This window comes from Terribacillus saccharophilus, from assembly GCF_002272075.1.
In the GTDB taxonomy this organism is placed as follows: Bacteria; Bacillota; Bacilli; order Bacillales; family Amphibacillaceae; genus Terribacillus; species Terribacillus saccharophilus_A.
This window is the reverse complement of record NZ_NPBJ01000022.1, coordinates 191,877-213,637: the sequence shown is the minus strand read 5'-3', so window position 1 is coordinate 213,637 and position 21,761 is coordinate 191,877. Positions and strand designations below refer to the sequence as shown.

Annotated in this window: 21 protein-coding genes; 7 read left to right on the top strand and 14 right to left on the bottom strand. The window is 44.2% G+C overall.

Going from position 1 to position 21,761, the window contains the following annotated elements:
• Positions 1 to 222 precede the first annotated feature (222 nt).
• Entirely contained in the window at positions 223 to 1,404 is a 1,182-nt protein-coding gene (locus CHH48_RS12205) for an MFS transporter (protein ID WP_245840354.1), read from the bottom strand.
• Positions 1,405 to 1,530: 126 nt separating this feature from the next.
• On the opposite strand from CHH48_RS12205, the gene CHH48_RS12200 reads away from it, so the two are divergent.
• On the top strand, positions 1,531 to 2,454 hold the full coding sequence (locus CHH48_RS12200; protein WP_095219073.1) for an alpha/beta hydrolase: 924 nt from the start codon (positions 1,531 to 1,533) through the stop codon (positions 2,452 to 2,454).
• Between the two features lie 252 nt (positions 2,455 to 2,706).
• On the opposite strand, the gene CHH48_RS12195 is transcribed toward CHH48_RS12200, so the two are convergent.
• Positions 2,707 to 4,119, bottom strand: coding sequence for a hypothetical protein (locus CHH48_RS12195; protein ID WP_245840355.1), 1,413 nt, complete (start codon positions 4,117 to 4,119; stop codon positions 2,707 to 2,709).
• Positions 4,120 to 4,524: 405 nt separating this feature from the next.
• Here CHH48_RS12195 and CHH48_RS12190 point away from each other — a divergent pair, with 405 nt between their 5' ends.
• The gene (locus CHH48_RS12190; RefSeq protein ID WP_095219074.1) at positions 4,525 to 6,423 is read left to right on the top strand and encodes a beta-glucoside-specific PTS transporter subunit IIABC; all 1,899 of its coding nucleotides are present in this window, start codon (positions 4,525 to 4,527) and stop codon (positions 6,421 to 6,423) included.
• A gap of 22 nt (positions 6,424 to 6,445) precedes the next feature.
• Entirely contained in the window at positions 6,446 to 7,885 is a 1,440-nt protein-coding gene (locus tag CHH48_RS12185) for a glycoside hydrolase family 1 protein (protein WP_095219075.1), read from the top strand.
• A gap of 94 nt (positions 7,886 to 7,979) precedes the next feature.
• On the opposite strand, the gene CHH48_RS12180 is transcribed toward CHH48_RS12185, so the two are convergent.
• Genes CHH48_RS12180 through CHH48_RS12165 form a run of 4 tightly spaced genes read right to left on the bottom strand, consistent with a single transcriptional unit; the run spans position 7,980 to position 11,739 of the window.
• Positions 7,980 to 9,047, bottom strand: coding sequence for an ABC transporter substrate-binding protein (locus tag CHH48_RS12180; protein WP_095219076.1), 1,068 nt, complete (start codon positions 9,045 to 9,047; stop codon positions 7,980 to 7,982).
• Positions 9,044 to 9,850, bottom strand: coding sequence for an ABC transporter permease (locus CHH48_RS12175; RefSeq protein WP_095219077.1), 807 nt, complete (start codon positions 9,848 to 9,850; stop codon positions 9,044 to 9,046). The genes CHH48_RS12180 and CHH48_RS12175 overlap by 4 nt, the downstream gene beginning before the upstream one ends.
• Positions 9,843 to 10,652 carry an ABC transporter permease gene (locus CHH48_RS12170; protein WP_095219078.1) on the bottom strand — a complete coding sequence of 270 codons (810 nt, stop codon included), beginning with the start codon at positions 10,650 to 10,652 and terminating at the stop codon, positions 9,843 to 9,845. Before CHH48_RS12170 ends, CHH48_RS12175 begins: the two co-directional genes overlap by 8 nt.
• Positions 10,642 to 11,739, bottom strand: a complete 1,098-nt coding sequence (locus tag CHH48_RS12165; protein WP_095219079.1) for an ABC transporter ATP-binding protein — start codon at positions 11,737 to 11,739, stop codon at positions 10,642 to 10,644. Before CHH48_RS12165 ends, CHH48_RS12170 begins: the two co-directional genes overlap by 11 nt.
• Positions 11,740 to 11,904: 165 nt before the next feature.
• On the opposite strand from CHH48_RS12165, the gene CHH48_RS12160 reads away from it, so the two are divergent.
• On the top strand, positions 11,905 to 12,204 hold the full coding sequence (locus CHH48_RS12160) for a hypothetical protein (protein WP_095219080.1): 300 nt from the start codon (positions 11,905 to 11,907) through the stop codon (positions 12,202 to 12,204).
• Between the two features lie 52 nt (positions 12,205 to 12,256).
• Here the strand turns inward: CHH48_RS12160 and CHH48_RS12155 are convergent, their stop codons facing one another.
• From CHH48_RS12155 to CHH48_RS12135, 5 genes are all read right to left on the bottom strand, one after another.
• Complete coding sequence (locus CHH48_RS12155) at positions 12,257 to 12,583, bottom strand: four-helix bundle copper-binding protein (protein ID WP_095219081.1); 327 nt, start codon at positions 12,581 to 12,583, stop codon at positions 12,257 to 12,259.
• 199 nt (positions 12,584 to 12,782) lie between these two features.
• Positions 12,783 to 12,974 (bottom strand): hypothetical protein, encoded by a 192-nt coding sequence (locus CHH48_RS12150; protein WP_095219082.1) that lies wholly within the window; start codon positions 12,972 to 12,974, stop codon positions 12,783 to 12,785.
• 97 nt (positions 12,975 to 13,071) lie between these two features.
• Positions 13,072 to 13,503: a hypothetical protein gene (locus CHH48_RS12145; protein WP_095219083.1), complete on the bottom strand. Its 432-nt coding sequence runs from the start codon at positions 13,501 to 13,503 to the stop codon at positions 13,072 to 13,074.
• Positions 13,504 to 13,600: 97 nt separating this feature from the next.
• Complete coding sequence (locus CHH48_RS12140) at positions 13,601 to 14,803, bottom strand: glycosyltransferase family 4 protein (RefSeq protein ID WP_255212172.1); 1,203 nt, start codon at positions 14,801 to 14,803, stop codon at positions 13,601 to 13,603.
• Positions 14,804 to 14,968: 165 nt separating this feature from the next.
• The gene (locus CHH48_RS12135; RefSeq protein ID WP_095219085.1) at positions 14,969 to 15,700 is read right to left on the bottom strand and encodes a glycosyltransferase; all 732 of its coding nucleotides are present in this window, start codon (positions 15,698 to 15,700) and stop codon (positions 14,969 to 14,971) included.
• Between the two features lie 90 nt (positions 15,701 to 15,790).
• On the opposite strand from CHH48_RS12135, the gene CHH48_RS12130 reads away from it, so the two are divergent.
• Complete coding sequence (locus CHH48_RS12130; RefSeq protein ID WP_095219086.1) at positions 15,791 to 16,879, top strand: glycosyltransferase family 4 protein; 1,089 nt, start codon at positions 15,791 to 15,793, stop codon at positions 16,877 to 16,879.
• Here the strand turns inward: CHH48_RS12130 and CHH48_RS12125 are convergent.
• The 3 genes from CHH48_RS12125 to wecB are packed head-to-tail and all read right to left on the bottom strand — an operon-like array spanning position 16,858 to position 19,761.
• Positions 16,858 to 17,691, bottom strand: coding sequence for a dTDP-4-dehydrorhamnose reductase family protein (locus CHH48_RS12125; RefSeq protein ID WP_095219087.1), 834 nt, complete (start codon positions 17,689 to 17,691; stop codon positions 16,858 to 16,860). The two genes, CHH48_RS12130 and CHH48_RS12125, sit on opposite strands and share 22 nt — an antisense overlap.
• Complete coding sequence (locus CHH48_RS12120; protein ID WP_095219088.1) at positions 17,691 to 18,677, bottom strand: polysaccharide biosynthesis protein; 987 nt, start codon at positions 18,675 to 18,677, stop codon at positions 17,691 to 17,693. The genes CHH48_RS12125 and CHH48_RS12120 overlap by 1 nt, the downstream gene beginning before the upstream one ends.
• Positions 18,670 to 19,761 carry a non-hydrolyzing UDP-N-acetylglucosamine 2-epimerase gene (wecB, locus tag CHH48_RS12115; RefSeq protein ID WP_095219089.1) on the bottom strand — a complete coding sequence of 364 codons (1,092 nt, stop codon included), beginning with the start codon at positions 19,759 to 19,761 and terminating at the stop codon, positions 18,670 to 18,672. The genes CHH48_RS12120 and wecB overlap by 8 nt, the downstream gene beginning before the upstream one ends.
• 170 nt (positions 19,762 to 19,931) lie before the next feature.
• Here wecB and CHH48_RS12110 point away from each other — a divergent pair, with 170 nt between their 5' ends.
• Together CHH48_RS12110 and CHH48_RS12105 are read left to right on the top strand one after the other, a co-directional pair.
• Complete coding sequence (locus CHH48_RS12110) at positions 19,932 to 20,429, top strand: hypothetical protein (protein WP_141230068.1); 498 nt, start codon at positions 19,932 to 19,934, stop codon at positions 20,427 to 20,429.
• 116 nt (positions 20,430 to 20,545) lie between these two features.
• The gene (locus CHH48_RS12105; protein WP_095219091.1) at positions 20,546 to 21,754 is read left to right on the top strand and encodes a glycosyltransferase family 4 protein; all 1,209 of its coding nucleotides are present in this window, start codon (positions 20,546 to 20,548) and stop codon (positions 21,752 to 21,754) included.
• The last annotated feature ends 7 nt before the right edge of the window (positions 21,755 to 21,761 follow it).

The following is a 21,761-nucleotide window of genomic DNA, read 5'->3' as shown; positions in this document are numbered from 1 at the left end:
GTTCCACAGCCGCTGCTTCTTTTTTATTTTATTCGTTATCGGATTCTTCTTCATTCAATTCAAACAGATGGTCTAAGTATGGCTCTAACTCGAATGTATTTTCCTCGGCATATGTGGTGAAAACGTCTTTTGTTAATGAACTCATGATTGGAATCCTCCTTGTGATTGGGTTTGTAGTAATAAGATACCCAATCTAGCAAACTGCTAATCATCCAATTTTAGTCAGGAGGCTACTTTTTCTTGTTTGAAGTTCCGTTTGACGGAGAGAAACTGCATCACGATCATTAATAGGTTCACAGCTATCAATACAAAGATGGAATAAGAGAAGCTTCCGGTCATATCGTTGACAGTCCCTAGAATAATAGGGCCGAATGATCCGATGATGTAACCGACTGCCTGCACCATGGCCGACCAGGAGGCAGCTTCCTGATGGGTAGTAGTTACATCAATCGGAAGCAGCAGATTCATTGCAAACAAACCGCCAGCACCGAGACCGATGAAGCAAGCTGCCAGCCAAGGAAGGAAGGATAAAGAAATCATCGCAAAGCCGATCAATTCGAATATGGCGGCCGTCACAAGCCAGAACAGACGACTGGGAATTTTCTTTAGCAGATAAGGTATTGCTAAGTTAGCTGGTACTTGCAGAAGCATGAATATGACGAGCAAGTTGGCTGCATAGATTTTGCTGTACCCCATATTTTCTACAATAGGGGGGAGCCAAGCAGTCAACGAATAGAAAATAAACGACATACCGCCGAAGGAAAAGGTAAGCAGCCAGGCATTCCACTGGTTCCAAGGCAGTTTCGCTGCGCCGCCGAATGTTTGAATTGCCCTGTCTTTCTTTTTCTGAGGCAATACGACGAGTATCCATATTATGATTGCTATCAGTGCTAATAATGACCAGGCAGCCAAAGCGATTTGCCAGGAATCAACTAGATGCTGAATTGGCGCTACACCCCCGGAGGCCATGCCAGCACCAACAGCTAAGGCAGCAGTATAGATGCTGATCATGAACGCACTACTATTAGGGAAGTATTTTTTTATGAAACCGGAAAGCAGGGGGCTCGCAGCTGCAATACCGATACCTGCCAAGAAAGCTGTAATCAGAAGAAAGATGGAAGTATGAGTGAACAGGCGAATGATAGTACCGATGCCAATGACGGCTAAGGACCAGCCGATCACATATTCAAGCGAGAAGCGATTGGCCAACTTAGCGGCAACCGGCGAGAAGATCCCCATACATAAAACGGGTATGGAGGTGAGCAGGCTTGCACTGGATGCATTCATATGTAATTCAGATTGTATGATTTCAATAAGCGGAGAAATGGAATTGATTGCAGGACGTAAGTTAAGTGCTGCTACGAATAAAGCGATGCCTAACCAGATATACGTTGATTTCTTCACATGCTGTACCCCCATCAGTATCGAATTATCTTATTGTAAACCTTGTGGTAGGCAGCTGCAATGCACCGATGTTTAAATTGCAGTTATATTGTGGAAAATGAATAGGTATAAAAAGGGGGAAGTACTATGGGATTGAATCCAAAAATACAGGCATTTTTGAAAGAAGTAAATGCCCATCCGATACCGCTTGAATCGGTCTCACCTGAGCAATTTCGCGATCAAGCTAGAATGCAGGAAGATGGACCGAAACAAGAAGTGGCTAAAGTAGAAGACAGCCAAATTGAATTAAATGGTCGGACGCTGCCGATCCGTATCTATCGTTCTGATAATAAGACGCAGCCTGCACTTGTCTTTTATCATGGCGGCGGTTGGGTTGTTGGCAGCATTGAATCGCACGATGCTACTTGCCGCGAGATTGCCAATTTGGCAGATTGCACAGTAATCTCTGTAGAATACAGGCTGGCACCAGAAAATAAATTCCCGACAGCAGTGGAAGATGCTTATGATTCCTTTCAATGGATAGCCGCCAATGCAGATCGATTGGGAATCGAACAAGACAAGATCGCTGTTGGAGGAGATAGTGCAGGGGGGAATCTCGCAACAGTAGTATGTCTGCTGGCAGAAGAAAAAAACGGCCAAAAACCTGTATTTCAATTACTTTTATACCCATCGACAGGTTATATCGGAGACGAACCTGCTTCTTTACAGGAGAATGCAGAAGGATATTTATTGACCAAACGTTTGATGAACTGGTTCCGAAGCCATTATTACAGGTCGGAAGCGGATCGATCTCATCCATATGCATCGCCAATTCGTTCTGAGCTGCTCCATGCATTGCCGCCTGCGGCTATTTTGACAGCTCAATATGACCCGCTGCGAGACGAAGCACAGGCGTATGCTGAACGTTTAAAACAGGTGGGTGTAGATGTTTTTGTGAAGAATTACGAAGGGTTGATTCATGGCTTTGCTGGTTTTACAGCTGAAGTAGAAGAAGCGTATCAAGCTGTGGCAGAAGGAGCTGCTCAGCTGAGACAAGCTTTGTATAAATGACCGTGATGCACCGTTACCCTTCCCGGTAGATGCTGGGAGAAATCTAGAAAAACATTGGTCTTCTGGTTCTGCATTATTTCTTATCGGTCCACCAGCATTTGAATACACTCTAAACGCAGATAGGCCATTCTTAGGTTGTTGGTTAAAAGGTCGGATCTCATAATAGAAAAACTGTACTTAAATCTTCACAAAGAAGATTTAAGTACAGTTTTCGATTTGGCTAAAACACTTATGTCCAAGACTCTGTATCTCTTACAGTAACCAAATTCCGATGGTGGTAGAAAGTAAAAGTCCGATAACGACTGGGATAAAACATTGCCGCACTAATTCCATCACCGGCACTCGTGCAAATCCAGCGATTGCTACAATAGAGGACCAGGCAATCAGTGTGCCGCCGCCAACCCAAACCGCTCCCATTTGCCCAATTGCAGCAAGCGTGGAGGCATCCATGCCGACAGCGGGTGCCAGGGCACCTGAAAGGGCCCCGACGAGAGGGAGTCCGGAAAAGCCTGAACCGTCCAGCCCAGTTACCATGCCGACTATCAGCAAACCGAATCCTGCGAAAATAGGATTCTCTGGAATATAGTGCTGACCAGCCTCCACTAAATCAAAAAGAAAGGAAGGAGCCTGTGCCGCATCTTCCAGACCGAATATCCTGGCAGATATTTCTCCGCTTCCTAAAAAGAAAAAACCTGCAATCGGAATAACCGGTCCCATTGCCCGAAAAGCAAAGGTAAAGCCATCTACCAAGTGGTCACTTACATTATGCAAGGACTGTTTCCAATTGTAAGCGATCGCTGCTGCAATCATGAGCAGGATAGCAGCACCTCCGATTAAAGCAGCCCCAGCTCCGCCCTCAAGAGAAGCGGTATTGCTGAAGGCCGTATAGGCCATGTAGATAACGACAACAAGAAAGGCTGCGGGCACTAAAATCGCAAACAAGATACTGAACCTCGGTTTTTTACTTGAATGAGCTTCACTAGGCGCATCGTTCCCGTTCCATCTTTCCAGGTGCACTATGGAAGGAGAAGAGATTTTTTTTCGAATCCGGAAGTATGCCAGCAGCAAGGCTGTGATACCGGTAATAAGCGATAAAATAAGCGCTTTGTCTGCCACCGCAGCAGTATCTACACCAGCTGCAGATGCACTCAGCATCGGTGCAATTTTAATAATATAGTCGGCAGAAAGCGCCATACCCTGACCGGAAATCGCCATTGCCACACCGGTTGATAGTGGAGGCAGACCAGCCTTGATAGCAACAGGGAGCAGAATTGCACCTACGAGCGGCACTGCAGGTGTAGGCCAAAAAAATAGGGAAATACAGTACGTAATGAATGCCAGTACCCAAAAGGAAGTATGGCCGTTAGTCATAATATAACCAAAAGGACGAATCATCCGCTCATCAGCCCGCAATGCTTTTAAAGACTGCAGCAGAGCAGTCATAATGGTAATAATCAAGAAGATATTAAATAGCTCTGAGGCAGCTGTGAGACTTGCACTGAAGGTTGCCTGCAGGCCCTCTACAAGCGTCCCCGAGTACATCCAACCTACTAAGAAGGTCATCAATAATGATGGAACCAGCACATTCTGCCGAAAAAGCATCGTTAAAATAATCAAAAGTGTTCCTGCCAAATACATCCAGTGGGCCGTCGTCAAGTCTGTCAAGCGGGTTCCTCCTTCATCTCATCATGTGCCATAGCCTATGTATGACAGAAGAAACCGGTGACTATTGCTTAATTGGATCGTTTAATGAATTCTGTTTTCTATATACGCCACCACAAATGATATCCGTAAATAATGAATAAAAAACATAGATTGAAAGCGTTGACAATAATCCGCTTACATGATAAATTGAGTGTGTAATACAAGACAACCGCATACAACTATCCTTTAGGATTGTTACTGATAAGCAGGCAAAACCTAAATTATGTTCCGAAAACAGAGGCGACTCTGTGCACGGGGTGTAGTTTGGGTTTTTTTGTGTACCAAACCTGACCTTATCAAAGAAAAAAGGATAAAGGTGGCACCCTTTATCCTCATCACATAATATCCCCGAATGGAGGGTCTATCATGAACCATCGTAAAACAGCAGAAGAAATTTTGCAATTAGTAGGCGGAGAATCAAACGTACAAAATGTCATCCATTGTATGACACGCCTTCGCTTCAACTTGTACGATAACAGTAAAGCAGATCGCCAAGCACTGGAGCAGGTAGATGGTGTTCTAGGTTCCAATATCAGCGGCAGTCAGTTTCAGCTGATCATCGGCAATGAAGTGCCAAAGGTTTATAAGGAAATTATAGCAAATAGCAATTTAAGTGAGTCAAAGAGTACAGAAGGCGAATCGAAACAAAAGAAAAATGTAATCAGCTCTATCTTCGACGTTATTTCCGGTGTATTCACACCGATTCTGCCAGCTATCGCTGGTGCCGGTATGATCAAGGGTATTGCGGCGTTGCTGGTGACATTTGGCTGGCTGCAAGAAGCCTCCCAAACATATCAAATTCTGACTGTAATCGGAGATGGTGCATTCTACTTCCTGCCGATACTTCTGGCAATCAGTGCAGCACGTAAATTCGGGTCTAATCCCTATGTGGCAGCTGCGATAGGAGCAGCCATCCTGCATCCGACGCTGACAGCCATGTTCGCAGAAGGAGGATCCATCAGCTTTATCGGATTGCCAGTAACAATTGCGACCTATTCATCTACGGTTATACCAATCTTGCTGGCTATCTGGATTGCGTCTTATGTAGAAAAATGGGTTGACCGTATAACACACGCTTCCTTGAAGCTAATCGTTGTCCCATCCGTAACATTATTAGTCGTAGTGCCAGTTACTTTGATTACAGTAGGGCCACTTGGAGCTATCGCAGGTAACTATCTTTCTACGGGAACAAACTTCTTGTTCCAAAACGCTGGAATTATTGCCATGATCCTGCTTGCAGGTACGTTCTCGCTTATCATTATAACTGGTATGCATTACGCGCTTGTTCCGATCATGCTGAATAATATTGCAGTAAATGGCTATGATTACATGATGCCAGCCATGTTCCTTGCCAACTTTGGGCAAGCTGGTGCTGCTTTCGCGGTTGCAATGCGATCCAAAAACAAAAAATTCAAGTCGTTGTCCTTCACGACCGCTTTGACAGCAACAATGGGTGTTACAGAGCCTGCTATGTACGGGGTTAATATGCGATTGAAGAAGCCATTCGTTGCAGCTTTGATCGGTGCTGCTGCTGGTGGAGTACTATATGCACTTACAGATGTAAAAGCTTACATCGTTGCTGGAATGGCAGGACTTCCAGGTCTTCCGACTTTCGTAGGACCAGAGTTCATCTTTGCTGTTCTTGGCCTTGTCCTAGCATTTGTTGCAGCAGCTGTGGTGACATGGATCATCGGCTTTGAAGATGTCCTTGCACCTGCTGAAGAAACAACAACGACAGAAGAAAAAGCAGTAGATACAGCAGAAGAAACAGATTCAGAGAAAGTATCTGAAGTCATCGCTAGTCCACTGACAGGAGAGGTTCGCCCGCTTGCAGAAGTAAGTGATCCGACATTTGCACAGGAAATCATGGGCAAAGGGATAGCAATCTTCCCATCAAAAGGTGAAGTTGTATCTCCGATAGATGGTGAAGTAGTTACATTATTTGCAACAAAGCATGCTATTGGCTTAAGAAGTACAGATGGCGCAGAAGTGCTGATTCATGTCGGTATTGATACGGTGAAATTGAATGGGGAGCATTTCACAGCTCATATCGTATCAGGCGATAAAGTCCAAAAAGGACAGAAGCTGGTATCCTTCGATATAGAAGCCATTCAAGCAGCAGGATATGACGTAATTACACCGGTTATCATCACAAATACAGCTGAATATGAAGATATTACAGCACTTACAGAAGGCACGGTTAACGGTGGTGAAGCAATACTGGATTTAGCAGTTCCGGCAACTACATCAAAAGAAGCATCATAAATCATAAAAGGAGAGATAGACTATGACAAATCAAACAGCATTTCCAAAAGGATTCCTATGGGGCGGCGCAACAGCTGCTAACCAAATGGAAGGAGGCTTCCATGAAGGCAATAAGGGCCTGAATATCGCGGATGTACTTCCAGGCGGAAAAGAGCGTCTGCGCATCTTGGCAGAGCCAGGATTTGATTTCGAAATCGATACGGATAAATACACGTACCCGAACCACGAGGCAATCGACTTCTATCATCGTTATAAAGAAGATATTGCACTATTTGCTGAAATGGGCTTCAAAGTGTTCCGTATGTCCATTGCTTGGACTCGTATCTTCCCGAAAGGCGATGAACTTGAGCCGAATGAGGAAGGACTTGCATTCTATGATCGTGTGTTCGATGAGTTGCTTCAACACGGTATTGAGCCGGTTGTTACAATCTCTCACTATGAGATGCCTGTTAACCTAGTGAAAGAATATGGCGGCTGGAAGAGCCGTGAGGTTATCACTTTCTTCGAGCGCTATGCAAAAGCTGTTCTGGATCGTTATAAAGATAAAGTGAAATATTGGATGACATTCAATGAAATCAATAGCGGACTTATCATGCCGATCATGAGTCTTGGTTTCTCCATCCAACCGGGTGAACATAAGTATCAATCCGTTGTCCAAGGGCTGCACCATCAGTTTATTGCCAGTGCGAAAGCTGTTCAATACTGTCACGAAATAAGTCCAGAAGCGCAAATTGGCTGCATGATCATTTATGCACCGGTATATGCGTACGACAGTAAGCCGGAAAATATCTTCTACGCAGATCAGGAAGCTCGCATGTTCAACAACTATTGCGGCGATGTAATGGTGCGCGGTGCTTATCCAGCTTTCGCTAAACGTTTCTTCAAGGAACAAGGTGTAGAGCTGAAAATAGAAGAAGGTGACTTGGAAACAATTCAAGCGGGAACAGTTGATTACATCGGCTTCAGCTATTACATGTCCCGTACAGAGAAAGCGGAAAAGAGTGAAGAAGAGCTTTCACAGGGCAATATCATGTCTGGTGTGAAGAACCCATTCTTAAAAGCGAGTGACTGGGGCTGGGAAATCGATCCGTTGGGCCTGCGCATTGCATTGAATGATATGTATGATCGCTATCAAGTGCCGTTGTTCATCGTGGAAAACGGACTGGGAGCATATGATAAAGTCGAGGCGGATGGAAGCATCAACGATGATTACCGCATCGAATACCTTCGTGATCATATTGTGGCGATGGGGGAAGCAATTGAGGATGGCGTGGACTTGATGGGCTATACAAGCTGGGGCTGCATCGACTTGGTAAGTGCTTCTACAGGAGAGTACTCTAAGCGTTATGGTTTCATCTATGTCGATAAGCATGATGATGGGAGCGGTACATTGGAACGGAGCCGGAAAAAATCGTTCCATTGGTATAAGAATGTGATTGAAACGAATGGTGCACAACTTTAAGTTGATGAAAACCTTATCTAGATTTTCTGGATAAGGTTTTCTTGTTTAGTATACATAGAAATAAAAAGGCATGCGCCGTAACGCATGCCTTTGCTTATTCCATCTTGAATTTCAGGAATAATTCATTATACTTTGCAAGGTTTTCCTTGCCGAGGTTCTCATATACTTCGAGACGATCTGTCAATTCTGGCGGCGGGTAGAAGCGTTCATCATTGACCATTTCCTCCGGCATATATTGCAATGCTTCCTTATTCGGAGTGGAGTAACTTACATACTCGGTATTTTGGGCAGCAATTTTTGGATCGAGCATGAAGTTGATGAATTCATGCGCAGCGTCGATATTTTTGGCTGTCTTCGGAATGACCATATTATCGAACCATAGATTGGAGCCTTCTTCTGGTACAACATAGTCAAGATCCTCATTTTCTGCCATGATTTCGGAAGCATCCCCAGACCATGTTATACCGATGGACACCTCTCCGGATGCCATCAGCAGCTTGTTTTCGTCCCCAAGCAGTGCTCTGACGTTCGGTTTTAAGCTGACAAGTTTGTCATATGCTTCTTGTAAACGTTCTGGATCTGTATCGTTAAGGGAGTAATGAAGGCTGTTCAACCCCATTCCCACGATTTCACGCGCGCCATCGATCAACACAATTTCATTTTTCAAGGCAGGATTCCAAAGATCTTCCCAGCTGTTGAACTCGATGCCGTCAATTTGCTTCGTGTTATACACAATACCAACGGTTCCCCAGAAATACGGTACAGAATATTCGTTGCCAGGATCAAACGCCAGATCCATGAACCTGGAATCGATATTTTTCAGGTTTGGTACCTTGCTGTGATCAATCGGCAGCAGCAAATCCTCTTCCTTCATTTTTTCAATCGTATACTCGGAAGGAACCGCGACATCATAGCTTGTACCACCCTGCTGAATTTTTGTCATCATTGCTTCATTCGAATCGAATGTTTCATAGACGACGGTAATACCTGTTTGTTTTTCGAATTCGTCGATTACTGCCGGATCAATATAGTCGCCCCAGTTATAAACGGTAAGCGTATTGCCGCCAGAGTAGCCTTGTGACGCATTTAAGCGCGAAATCGTAACGAGCAAAATAGCGCTCACAGCAATAATCACAACAGCTAAACGTATCAGCTGCTTCATTTGAGCACCTCCAGATCAGGCGATTTCTTGCCACGTCGGGTAAGGAAATAATAAATAACGACTATCAGCATCGTAACAATGAAAATTATTGCTGAAAGTGCATTGATAGACAAGGAAATACCTTGTCTCGCTAGGGAATAAATCTCGACGGACAATGTTGTGAAACCATTCCCTGTTACAAAGAACGTAACAGCAAAGTCGTCAAGTGAGTAGGTAAGCGCCATGAAAAAGCCGGCGAAAATACCTGGCGTGATATAAGGAATCACTACTTTTGTGATGACTTCCCAGCGTGATGCTCCAAGATCTCTTGCTGCATCAAGCAGAGAAGGGCTCATCTCGGACAACTTCGGCAATACCATTAAGACAACAATCGGAATACTGAACGCGATATGCGATAGCAGCACCGAATAGAAGCCAAGCTGAATACCTGCAATCGTGAATAGAATCAAGAACGAGGCACCAATGATGACATCCGGGCTGACAATCAAGATATTGTTCAATGACAGCAGGGCATTCTTTGTCCTGCTAGAACGTATTTTATAGATCATCATCGCCCCAAGCACACCGATTACCGTTGAGATCAAAGCGGATAGAAGGGCAATGACGATGGTATTCAAAACGATAATCAAAAGCCGAGTATCTTGGAACAGCTCTTTGTACCAATCAAAAGTAAAGTTCTCAAAGTCATACATATTGCCACCGCTGTTAAACGAATAGAAAATCAAGTAAAAGATAGGCAAGTACAATAGAGCGAACATAACGATCAGAAAAATCCGTGACAGGGGAGAAATTCTCTTATCCACGTGCTCTCCTCCTTTTCGTTCCGGTTGCAAACATGATGATGAACATGAAAATGATCAGGAAGACAGCAATAGTCGATCCCATGCCCCAGTTCTGTGTAACTAGGAATTGCTGCTCTATTGCCGTACCAAGGGTAATAACTTGGCTGCCGGCGATAAGACGAGTAAGCATGAACAATGACAGAGCTGGAATAAACGTAATCTGACAGCCTGCTTTTACACCATCAATCGTTAATGGGAAGACAACCCGGCGGAACGTTGTCCAGCGCGATGCTCCCAGATCATTCGCTGCATCTAGATAAGTTGGATTCAATTTATCCAAAGCATTGAAGATAGGCAGAATCATGAACGGAATGAATATATAGACGGAAACAAATACAAAGCTGAAATCGGTGAACAAAAGCTGCTTCGATCCAATCCCGATTGTTTCCAAGAATTTATTCGCCATTCCATATGTGCCAAAGATGCCGAGGAAAGCATAAGCTTTCAATAGCAAGTTAATCCAGCTGGGCACTATGATTAATAAGAGCCACAGCTGCTTATGCTTCAATTTTGTCAGTAAATAAGCTATCGGGTAAGCAAACAGCAGTGTAATTAGTGTAATCAGGAAAGCATACCAGAAGGAGCTTAATGTCATCTCCAAATAGATAGGTGTAAAGAAGTTACGATAGTTGGTTAAGGAAAAATTACCTTCCAGATCCTGAAAAGAGTAGTACAGCACTAATAATATCGGTGCGATGACAAAGAAAGCGACCCAAATAACATAAGGGATCGTATACAGGTTGCGAGTCGTCTTATTCTCCATCGTCGTACGCCTCAAGTCGTTTATCGAATTCTTCCTCCGTCTCATTCAGACGCATGACATGAATAGCTTCTGGCTCGAAGGCAAGTCCGATTTCCTCTCCTACAACAGCTTTCTTCGTAGAGTGAACCAGCCATTCGTTACCAGCATCATCGTAGCTGGAGATTTCGTAATGGACCCCGCGGAATAGCTGGGAATCCACCTTTACGCGCAGGTTTCCGGCTTCTGCGCTTGTTATATGCAAATCCTCGGGGCGGATGACAATTTCAATGGGCTCATTCGGCTGAAGACCTTGGTCAACACAAGCGAAACGTTTGCCGGTGAACTCCACTTCGTAATCCCGAATCATCCGGCCATCAACAATGTTGGATTCTCCGATAAAGTCAGCCACAAAACGGTTGATTGGCTCATCGTATATATCAGTTGGTGTGCCGCTTTGTTCAATTTTTCCATTATTTAGGACAAATATCTCATCCGAGAGAGCGAGGGCCTCTTCCTGGTCATGCGTTACGAAGATGAATGTGATGCCCAGACGCTGCTGCATCTCACGTAATTCGTATTGCATTTCTGTACGTAATTTCAGGTCTAGAGCGGATAATGGTTCATCCAGTAAAATTACTTCGGGTTCGTTCACGACAGCACGTGCAATGGCAACACGCTGACGCTGTCCGCCGGACATTTCACTGATTTCCCGCTTTTCATAACCAGCCAGGTTAACAAAACGCAAGGATTCCTTCACCTTTTCGTCGATTTGCTTCTGAGGCATCTTTTTGATGCGCAAGCCAAAGGCGACGTTTTCATATACATTTAGATGAGGGAATAGAGCATAATCCTGAAATACTGTGTTCACAGATCTTTTATTGGCAGGGATCTTATTCAAAGGTTTCCCATCGAATAGCATCTCTCCGGAAGTTAATTCTGTGAACCCTGCAATCAGACGCAAAATCGTCGTTTTTCCGCACCCGGAAGGTCCCAGTAGGGTATAGAATTTACCACGCTCGATTTCAAAGCTGACATTGTCCAAAACGGTGGTATCTTTATCGTACTGCTTCATTACATTGTTGAATTGAATGATCGGTTTCTTTGTCATTGTCATCTCCCTTGTTTCTTTTCCGTATTTTGATTCTAAAAATCTTGACGTTCCATTATACGACAAAAAAAGACACGTTGAATAGAACTTTTTTCAGATGAAACATTTTCCGATATGATACGTATATGTAGGAAACCGCGTACGTATAGAAAGGGCGAACATATTATGTCTACAACAAGAACCATGAAGCTGATTACGGGAATCCTAGAAGCTATTTTGGCAATTCCTTTTCTTGGCGCTCTTATTATTTTATCAAACAGCTGGATGCCGTTAATCATCATGCTTGTGCTGCATATCATTACGCTGGCGCTTGCAGTCCGGGTTAAAGGACCTCTTGCCGGAAGCGTTGTCGGAATCGTCGCATCCTGTCTTGGCTGGATACCTTTCGTCGGCTGGATGCTGCATGCAGCCGCAGCAATTGTATTGCTGATTGAGGTTTACTCCAGACGACTGCAGCGCAGATAATAATAGCATGCCCAAAGAACGAAAAAGACTGCCGTATCAAGGCAGTCTTTTCTTATGCAGCCATAGATCGGCATGCGTCAGCGCAGGCAAAGCATGCATCCGCGCAATCCTGACAATGTTTCACTTCATGCTGTCTGCAGATTTCGCCGCAGGCTTGGCATACTTCTGCACATAGTGTACAAATCTGTTCGGCAAATGGACTGTTCCGCTGCATCGCCTGGATAGCAAATGCACACATATCTGCACATTCCCGGTCCATCCGGATGCAATCGGCCATCATCTTTACGTTATCTTCCAAAAGACACGCATCATAGCATGAATTGCATGCTTGCATACATTCTAAACAAGCCTGAATACATTTCTCGTAATCTGGATTCATCCACTTTACCTCCCGTAAAATTATCAATTGTTGTTTACCCTGAATTCAAGTTTTATAACATAACGTGATGGATGAAGGTGCAAAGATGCTTAAAGAAAATGCACCTTTTTGAAGCCGGCTGGCAATTGGCTAAGATATTTGATATTGCTGCAGTAAATTGAAAAAAGCGACATACCGATTGGGTATGTCGCTTTAATACTTATAAATATGGAGGGAATGGAGGATCTTGAGGGGAAAGGAATGATCCTCCCCATCGTGTACCGCCTACACAACAGAGTTGGCAATCATTGTTTTTGTCTTTGTCGGAGTTATTATCATTACTATCATTTTCTCTATTTGATTGAGCTACACCCATATAGCTTCCTTCTTCGTATTTGTATTTTTTCGCCATATGCTCACCACCTTCCTGGAATATTGTATGAACGAGGTATTGGTACAGGCACGGCGAATGTAGGAGGATGAGGAATATTTAGTGATTCTCCTTTTGTTTAGCCGGTGAAGGCGATGCCGTAAAAACTTTCGGGTCCTACTCGAACAGTTCCGAGCAAGTTAGACGAAATGAACGCAGTGTACGTCAGCTGACCGCCGGCTGGAGGTGGTACGTTGAAATCGGCGGCAATAAAGGTGAAGGCCTGCGGACCGAGAATTTCAAGATCCAAGTTGGATGAAGCAGAAAAGACGACTGGATCTGTCGGTGCCGTTCCCCGTACAACTGTGATTGTTACAGATGTAAGCGCTGGAAGAAGCGGAAGCTGTAAGGATATGATTCCGCTCATCTGAACACGAATAGGTGTCGTTGCGCCCGTAGTGATGAGCCCGATTTGACCAAACAGCTGCGGGGTGCCGGCTGTGACTGGGATGGAAATGGAACCTGAAGTGCTTGCATTCTGTGATGTTCTTGCATCAAGTACGGTTACCATGAATGTGTCCTCCTTTCAAAAAAGAAGATACTATAAGATATGAATGGTAATTTTTATTGTAAAGGACAGCCACCCTGATGCAAATTCATCGATTCTGTCAGTTTGAGACGGGAATTGCCTTCTTATATAAATCTTCCGTGTTTTTGCCCATGTTCACGAGCGACCATTGCTGATTCGCCCATGCTTGCGCCTGACTAGCTATTTGCTTGCTCAGGTTGGCATCCTCGAGGAGACGTGCCAGCTGATTAGCAAGACTTGCAGGGTTGCCTGCTTCAGATACAAGTCCTGTTACGCCTTCTTGGACCATCTCGGGTAACCCTCCAGCATTGCTTACGACGACAGGGATCCCGGAAAGCTGAGCTTCCATGACGGAATGGGGTTGGGTATCCTGCAGGCTTGGAAGAACGAAAATATCCGCTGTTTCCAGGAAATCTTTCACATTGGTTACCGATCCAAGCAAGCGAATGTCTGACAGCAATCCTCTGTCTTCCATCAAATCGGTGAATCGTTTAATTGCTTCTTCGTATCCGTCACCAAGAACCCAGCATTCCCAGTCTGTTGTATGGCTTTTTAACTGGTATAAGGCTTCAATCAGGGTGTGGACTCCTTTTAGCTGGACGAGCCTGCCTACAAATAAGATGATAGGCTTGGTTTTAACAGGTATATTGTCTAGTTGAGGCTGCGTACTGCGAAAAGATGTTATATCCATCCCATAAGGAAACTGGACAAAACGGTTTTCCGGAATTCGGTGCTGTTCGATTAAGCTGATTTTCGTTATATCAGCTTGTGTATGGATGAATTCACTGACGTGGCAGCCTATATGTTCAATGTGCTCATGATATTGATATTCAAAGCTGCTATATAGTTCCTCGGCTGATTTATTTGGATAAATACCTTGAAGGGCTAAGAAGATCTCCTTTGTCAAATAACCATGGACGCTTGTGACTAGAGGGATGTGTGTCGGTTTTACACGTTCTATAGAGCTAGCGGCTATTACATCCTGCGCGTGAATGACGTCGTATTGATCTAGTCCAGTAGCGAGTGCTGTCAGTTCAAGGCTGTAACGGAGGACTTCTGTTGTATGAATCCAAGAACCAGATTCGAGATTAGGGTAAGCTGCTGCGATTTCTCCTTCGATATAGGGACGGACATCGGCTATTTTGAAGGGTGCTTCCTGACCGAGAATACGGTATTCCGTCAGTGATTCTGTCTGTGCTAGAACATCGACTTCATGGCCGAGCCTCGTCAGTTCATTCTGAAGGTTATTCACTACTGTCCACAACCCACCTACATGGGGCATGGGATAATAAGAAACGAGCAGGATTCTCAAGTTCACCATTCCCTTTATAGTGATTTACGATGTTGTTTCATAAGTTCTACCAAACGGGGATCCGGGATGCTATAGCCGTCAGGTGCCCGTTTTATAAACGAGATTATCTGTTTTTTCTGCATGGCTGAGCCTCCTTTAATGGAAGGATGCATACTTCTCCAGGTATTCGTCAAGGATCGGTCGATAATATTCTTCAATCGTCTTAATTTCATGACGGATTCGAGGCTGAAATCTGGATGTTCCTGATTCTTCATGTGAACGGAAATGAATGAGCACTTGGTCTATATAATGCATATGGACGCCATTAAGCAGCATCCGGAACCAAAGGTCATAATCATGGGTATATAGAAAGCCAGGATTAAAGGTTCCGGCAGTCTCAAATACATCCTTTCGGGCGACAATCGTACAACCGTTGACAGGGTTTTCTGTACGGAATGATTCATAAACTTCTTTCGCATTGTTGACAGGGGAGAATCGCTTTCCGCACCATTCAATGAAAACTTGATTATCTTTATCTATCAAATGGTAGTTTGCAAAGCTTACAGAAGCATTGTTTGCCAGCATATAATCCATCTGGACTTGGATTTTGTGCGGAAGGAACATGTCATCGGAACTGAGCCAAGCAATGTATTCACCTGTGCATATTTCAATTCCATAATTCAGAGCAGTGGCTGTGCCGCCGTTCTCTTTACGTACATATGTGATGTGATCCAAATAAGGCTGTATTTTTTCGATTTCTGATGTGGAACCATCGTCGACTACTAAAACTTCGATATTCGGATATGTTTGATCCAAGGCACTTTGAATGGCAATAGGTACATACTTGTCATTATAAAAAGGGATGATGATCGTAACTTTCGGCAGCATTGCTGCTTCCTCCTAATTATCATAATTTTTCTGTCTCCAACATAGGCATAGTAAGGATGAATATTGCACGTCTAGTGAAGGAGGCAGAACATGAAGGTGTTATTCGTATTTTACGTACCAAGCGGGGGCGTAGAGACGCTTAATCGGCAGCGGAGAGCAGCCCTGGAGCTGGAGGGCATCTCTTCGCACTTTTTGTATTACGGAAAACGTCGTGAATTGGTCAATGATCATGGTGCTCCTTTGTATATAACCAATGAGGATGCAGAAATAAAAGAGATATTTGATGCAAACAACTTTGATGCTGCAGTCGTGACTTCAGACTTCTTGAGTTTCCCCAGATTCAGACGTCTCGGATTCAAGGGGAAACTAATATTGGAAGTACAAGGGTTTGGACCAAAGGAACTCGCATACTCCCAGCTGCAGATGGCTGTACCGATTGTAAATAATTATGCAAATGCGTTGCTGCATCCGAAGACGGAACACATAGCTGAAATATATGAGCAATTTTACCCACATACGCCTACATTCGCATTTGACAACTGCTTTGATTCAGATGGATTTTCCTACATTGACGGGACCTCTGCTGAAAAGCCGATCATTGCATGGATTGGGAGAATTGAAGATAACAAAAACTGGCGTGAGTTTCTTCAAATTGGCCGCAAGCTGCTGTCAGAACTTCGCCCGGACTTGCGGCTATATATGTTCCATGACCCTTCTTTAGCAGATCCAAATGAAAACATTGCTTTTGAACAGATGCTGGATGACTTACAATTACGAAACCATGTTTCCATTCTTCCTGATGTACCTCATACAGATATGCCATATTATTTTTCTATGGTCGGTGATTCAGGTGGTTTTCTTTTGGCAACATCGAAAGTTGAAGGAGCAGGGTATGCGGTTTTGGAAGCTATCAGCTGCGGCTGCCCGGTGTTGACAACGGATTCTGACGGTGTACGACGGGCAGTGATCCACAACCAAACAGGGAAATATTATCAAATAGGTGATCCTGAATCTGCGCTGAAAGAAGCAAAGGAACTCATGACGAATACGGAGCAGCGTGCTTATATCCGTGAGAATGCCCGCATTCATGTAAAAGAGAGATTTGGTTATGCAGCATATGCAGGTTCTTTTAAGCAAATGCTGCTGACTCTAGGTCTTCAGGATACTAATAAAGGATAAATTTGTTTTTGTTCTTCCAGCATGTCACGAAATGTTGGTACAGCATATGCAGGTGAATTTCTTGTGTTCAAAATTGTCCGATCTAACTCTTGTACGGCATCCGGAATGATCTGGATGTCGTCTTTTTGATATATTTCCTTGAATAACTGGAGCAAATCGTACTTGCTGATTTTATTTGGCGGACAGAGATGAAACAGTCCGCTCGTCTCCTGCTGGATAAAGAAATCAGTTGCTTTAGCCAATTCGAGTGTTGTGACGCCATTCCAATAGACCCTTTCGAATCCTTTGATTGTGCCACTTTGGTTCATGAACCAATGGAAGAGTCCGATTCCATCTTTTTTCAGTTCTGGGCCTATGATAGAGGTGCGAATTGTAAGGTGTGGATTTGCCGTTATTTCTCCAAGCTGCTTGGTTTGAGCATAAACGGAATTCCCGTCACGAAAGTCTGACTCTGTATATCCGCCTTTCTTACCGGAAAACACACAATCGGTGCTGATTTGGATCAAGCGACCCTTTTTTCGACTCATAAAGGCGGCAAGCTGATGTGGAAGCAGGCTGTTGATACGGAAGGCTAAAAGCGGATTTTGCTCTGCAGCTTCATTCAGAATACCGGTACAGTTGATAACGATATCTGGTTCAAGAGAATTAATCAGCTGCTCTAAGGCAGATGTGTCGACAACATCAAGATATATGCTGTCCTTATCCGTTCGATCGCGGGAAGTATAGAACACATCATAATCAGCCTGTTTGCGTAAGTAGCTGTACATTACATGCCCTGCCATACCCTTTCCGCCGAGGATAAGTATTTTCATTAAATAAAACCACCTTTGGCAAGCATGGTTTTTATCTCGTCCAGAGATAAAAGGTTCTGACTAGAGTTGTAATTTGTTATTTCCACTTTTTTATAGTCTTTGTAATATTTTTTAATATCCTCTGACTTGATGTCGGGGAGAATGACGAAATAACGATCATCGTAGAGGATGGCAGAATGACTTTCATTCACTGTCAGCAGCAGCTCGTGGATTTTCTCACCAGGACGAATACCTAGTATTTCAAAATCTACATTTTTCGCTCCGGATGACTCCATTAAAACTTTGGCCAGATCTGTGATTTTGATAGCTGGCATCTTCATGATGAAGATTTCTCCACCAACGGCTTCGAATGTCGCTTTGAAAACGAGCTTGATAGCATCCTCTACAGTTAGAAAGAAGCGGGTCATTTCAGGGTCGGTTATCCCGATTTTTCCGTTCTGTCGAATAGCCTTCTTAAATACATGAATGACACTGCCATTTGTCCCGAGTACATTCCCCCCGCGGATACAAACGAACGTTGTATTGGCGTGAAGTGTATTAGCGTGTGTAATCAGTCGTTCACCCATGGCTTTTGATAGTCCATAGAAGTTAGCTGGATCAGATGCCTTGTCTGTAGATATATAGATGACTTTATCGATCTTATGATGAATGGCTGCATCAATGACATGCTGGGTCCCGATTACATTGGTCTTTAATGCCTCCAGCGGCTGATCTTCACAAACAGGTACATGTTTGAGTGCAGCCAGATGAAATAGATAGTCCACGCCGTCTGTTGCTTCGATCAAGGCTTCGCGATCGCGAATATCTCCGATCTTGAAGTGAAGCTTGGGGTTATTATCGAATTCCTGTTTCATCGTAAACTGGTGGGATTCGTTACGGGAAAATATGCGGATCTCCTTGGGATGGTGCTGCAGAAGCTGCCTTACAAGCTCGTATCCCCACGAACCTGTACCCCCTGTAATGAAAATCGTCTTATCCTTAAACAATTTCCAAACCTCCTAAAAGAATTTTAATCACTTTATCCGAGACATGCAGGTCTGCATATCCTGAAGGAAACTCCCAATTTTTTGAGGCCGATGCCATTATCGTTGCACAGCGTTGGATAGCTTCAGCGCTAATGCCAGACACCATATTGCTTCCGCACGCTACGGTCTCAGGACGTTCGGTCGTTTTTCGAACCGTTACGGTCGGTGTGTGAAATAGACAACATTCTTCTTGTACAGTGCCGCTGTCAGTCAGAGCCAGATAAGCGTGCTTTTCAAGTGTGACAAAATCGAAAAAACCGAAAGGTTCATGAAATTCGACGAGTGGACTAAGTGTCAATTCGTCGGTTTTGGTTATCTTAGATTTTGTACGCGGGTGGATGCTGCAAATCAAACGTTTTTGAAGCTTCTCAGCTGTTTCACTAAGGCCTAGCAGAATTTCTTGAAGTCTATCAATGTGATCGACATTTTCTGCTCTATGGATGGTTGAAAGCAGATAATCATTTTTTCTCAGCTTGAGTTCTTTCAGAATCCGGCTGCTTCGGATGTCAGACTCATAATGTTTCAATACTTCGTAGATTGGATTGCCGGATATAATTACACGTTGTGTAGGGAGTCCTTCTCGGAGCAGGTTTTCTCTGCTGCCCGGTGTATAAGGAAGATTGAGAGTCGAAATAGCATCGATGACACGACGGTTTTTCTCTTCTGGAACTTCCAAATCAAAGCAGCGATTCCCAGCTTCCATATGAACGACAGGTATTCGCATTCGCTCTGCAAGCAGTGCACTTAAGGCGCTATTTGTATCTCCAAGAACTAATACTTTATCAGGAAGTTCCTGATTCAGGATGATTTCCAGTTCCTTATACATAGTGGCCAGCTGTTCTCCTAATGTTTGCTGGCTCTGGGACAGAATATAGTCCGGTTTGCGGATTTGCATTTCGTCAAAAAACACATCACTTAAGGTTGAGGTGTAGTTCTGGCCGGTGTGAACGAGGATATGCGAATCTGCGAATTTATCGAGCTTCTTAATTATTAGTGATAATCTAATAATTTCCGGACGTGTTCCTAACACAGTTAAGACCTTCACAATTAACCTCCTTCAAAATCAAAGTTTTCTTTCAAAATCGTAGTTTCGTAGATTAGTATATGGAAGCTTAGCCAAATGGATTGGATGGAAACACAGAGTAAGGTGTTTTTTTACGTTTGGTGGCAAAGGTGAATCATGCTCATATACTGGCTGTGGAAAGGATGATAATTGTGTCAAATCAAATTCTTACACGTATATATCGCAGGAGGCAGGAAGGTGCATGGTCAGGCGGTACCATCTGGGGAGGGGCTTTATCTCCTGGCAGAGGATTCCCGGCTTCGTTTCTGACTCCTGCAGTACCCCCGGTTGAAATAGTAGAGGAAGCACAGCCAGTAATGCTGACAGAGATTGGGCCGATTTCTTCAGTAGAAGAAACGCCTATACCTATAGTGGATATGGCGCCGACTCCAGTAGCGGAGCTTCCTGTAACAGAAGTAAATGATATTGTTGAACCGGCTGTAACAGCAGCTGCACCACCTGCACCTGCGGAAGGTGCTCAGGTACCGACCCCACCGAAGCTCATTCCTGCGACGCCTGTTCCGTTCCATCCTGATCACATACATGGTTTCCAAACAGAACTGAATGCTGATGGGACTAGAACGATCTTAATCAATAACAGTCGTATAACCATACCGGATTCAGACATACTTGCGGTCATCCCTGATTGATTGGAGCTTCCTGCTGATGCAGGAGGCTTTTTCATATGCCAGGCACATGCTTTGCTGTGAACCATATACTGGTAGAGCTTATAAACGGGTGTTTTTAACGTAATGGAGGTATAAGAGTGAAGATTTTACTGGCAACTTATTGGTCCATTCCGCATCTTGGCGGAGTATGGAAATATTTATCTCAATTGAAAAGCCGATTGGAAGAGTTAGGGCATACAGCGGATATTATGGGGTACGGCGGAGAGAACACATATGTACAGCTTTCCGGTGGTAAGACAATAGCTCGGGATCGTTGGTCTCCCTATGTGTACAGTATTCTTCAGAAAGAGAAATTTCCTAAGGTCTATCAAAACCATCTGGTGGAATATACCGAAGTTCAGCGCTACACGTATGAACTTGCAGCGGCAGAGTTTGGGCTGGGTGAATATGACATCATCCACACACACGACGTCATTTCTACCGTAGCAATCGATCGGGTGCGACCGGAGGGGGTGCCACTTGTAGCTACCTTGCATGGATTGGTATCACACGAAATTCGGCATCAGCTGCAGACAATCCATAAATCCCCTACATCTGATCTGGCAAGACCCTACTTTGACGAGATTGAAAGATTGGGAGCTTCCAGTGCAGACGTAACAATAACGGCAAATGACTGGTTGCAGGAAGTAATGATAGAGGAATTCGGTGTACCTAAAGAACAATTCGAAAAGCTCCATTATGGGTTCACTGTTGATACTTTCCTAGAAGAGCAAGCTAAACCTACTACAATACAGGCTCCTCCTGATAAGAAAGTAATCGTTTATGCTGGAAGACTGATAGAACTAAAAGGCTTAGACTATCTGATTGATTCGCTGGCTTCGTTGAAGGACCGCGACGATTGGGTTTGCTGGATCATTGGAGAAGGCGAATGGAAGCAGCATCTCGAATCGCGTGTGAAAGAACTTGGTATGCAAAAGCAAGTACTATTCCTTGGAAAGAGGGAGGATGTGCCAGTCCTATTGAAGCTTGCGGATATTTGCGTACTCCCTAGCCTGATGGATAACCAACCATTGAGTGTTATCGAGGCACAGATCAGCGGGAAAGCAGTTATCGTCACAGATGCAGGAGGACTCACTGAGATGGTGAATCACGGGGTGACTGGCTTGATAGTGCCAAAAGCTAATACAGCTGCGCTGCTGAGTGCAGTCCAGACACTTCTGGATGATGATGCTTATCGCCAAGTTCTAGGGGAGCAGGCACGTGAATGGGGAGTAAACCACTGGTCGATGGAAGCGGGCGTGGATCGTCTTCTGGAAATCTATAAGCGGTTTGTGCCAAGCAGCTGATTAGGGA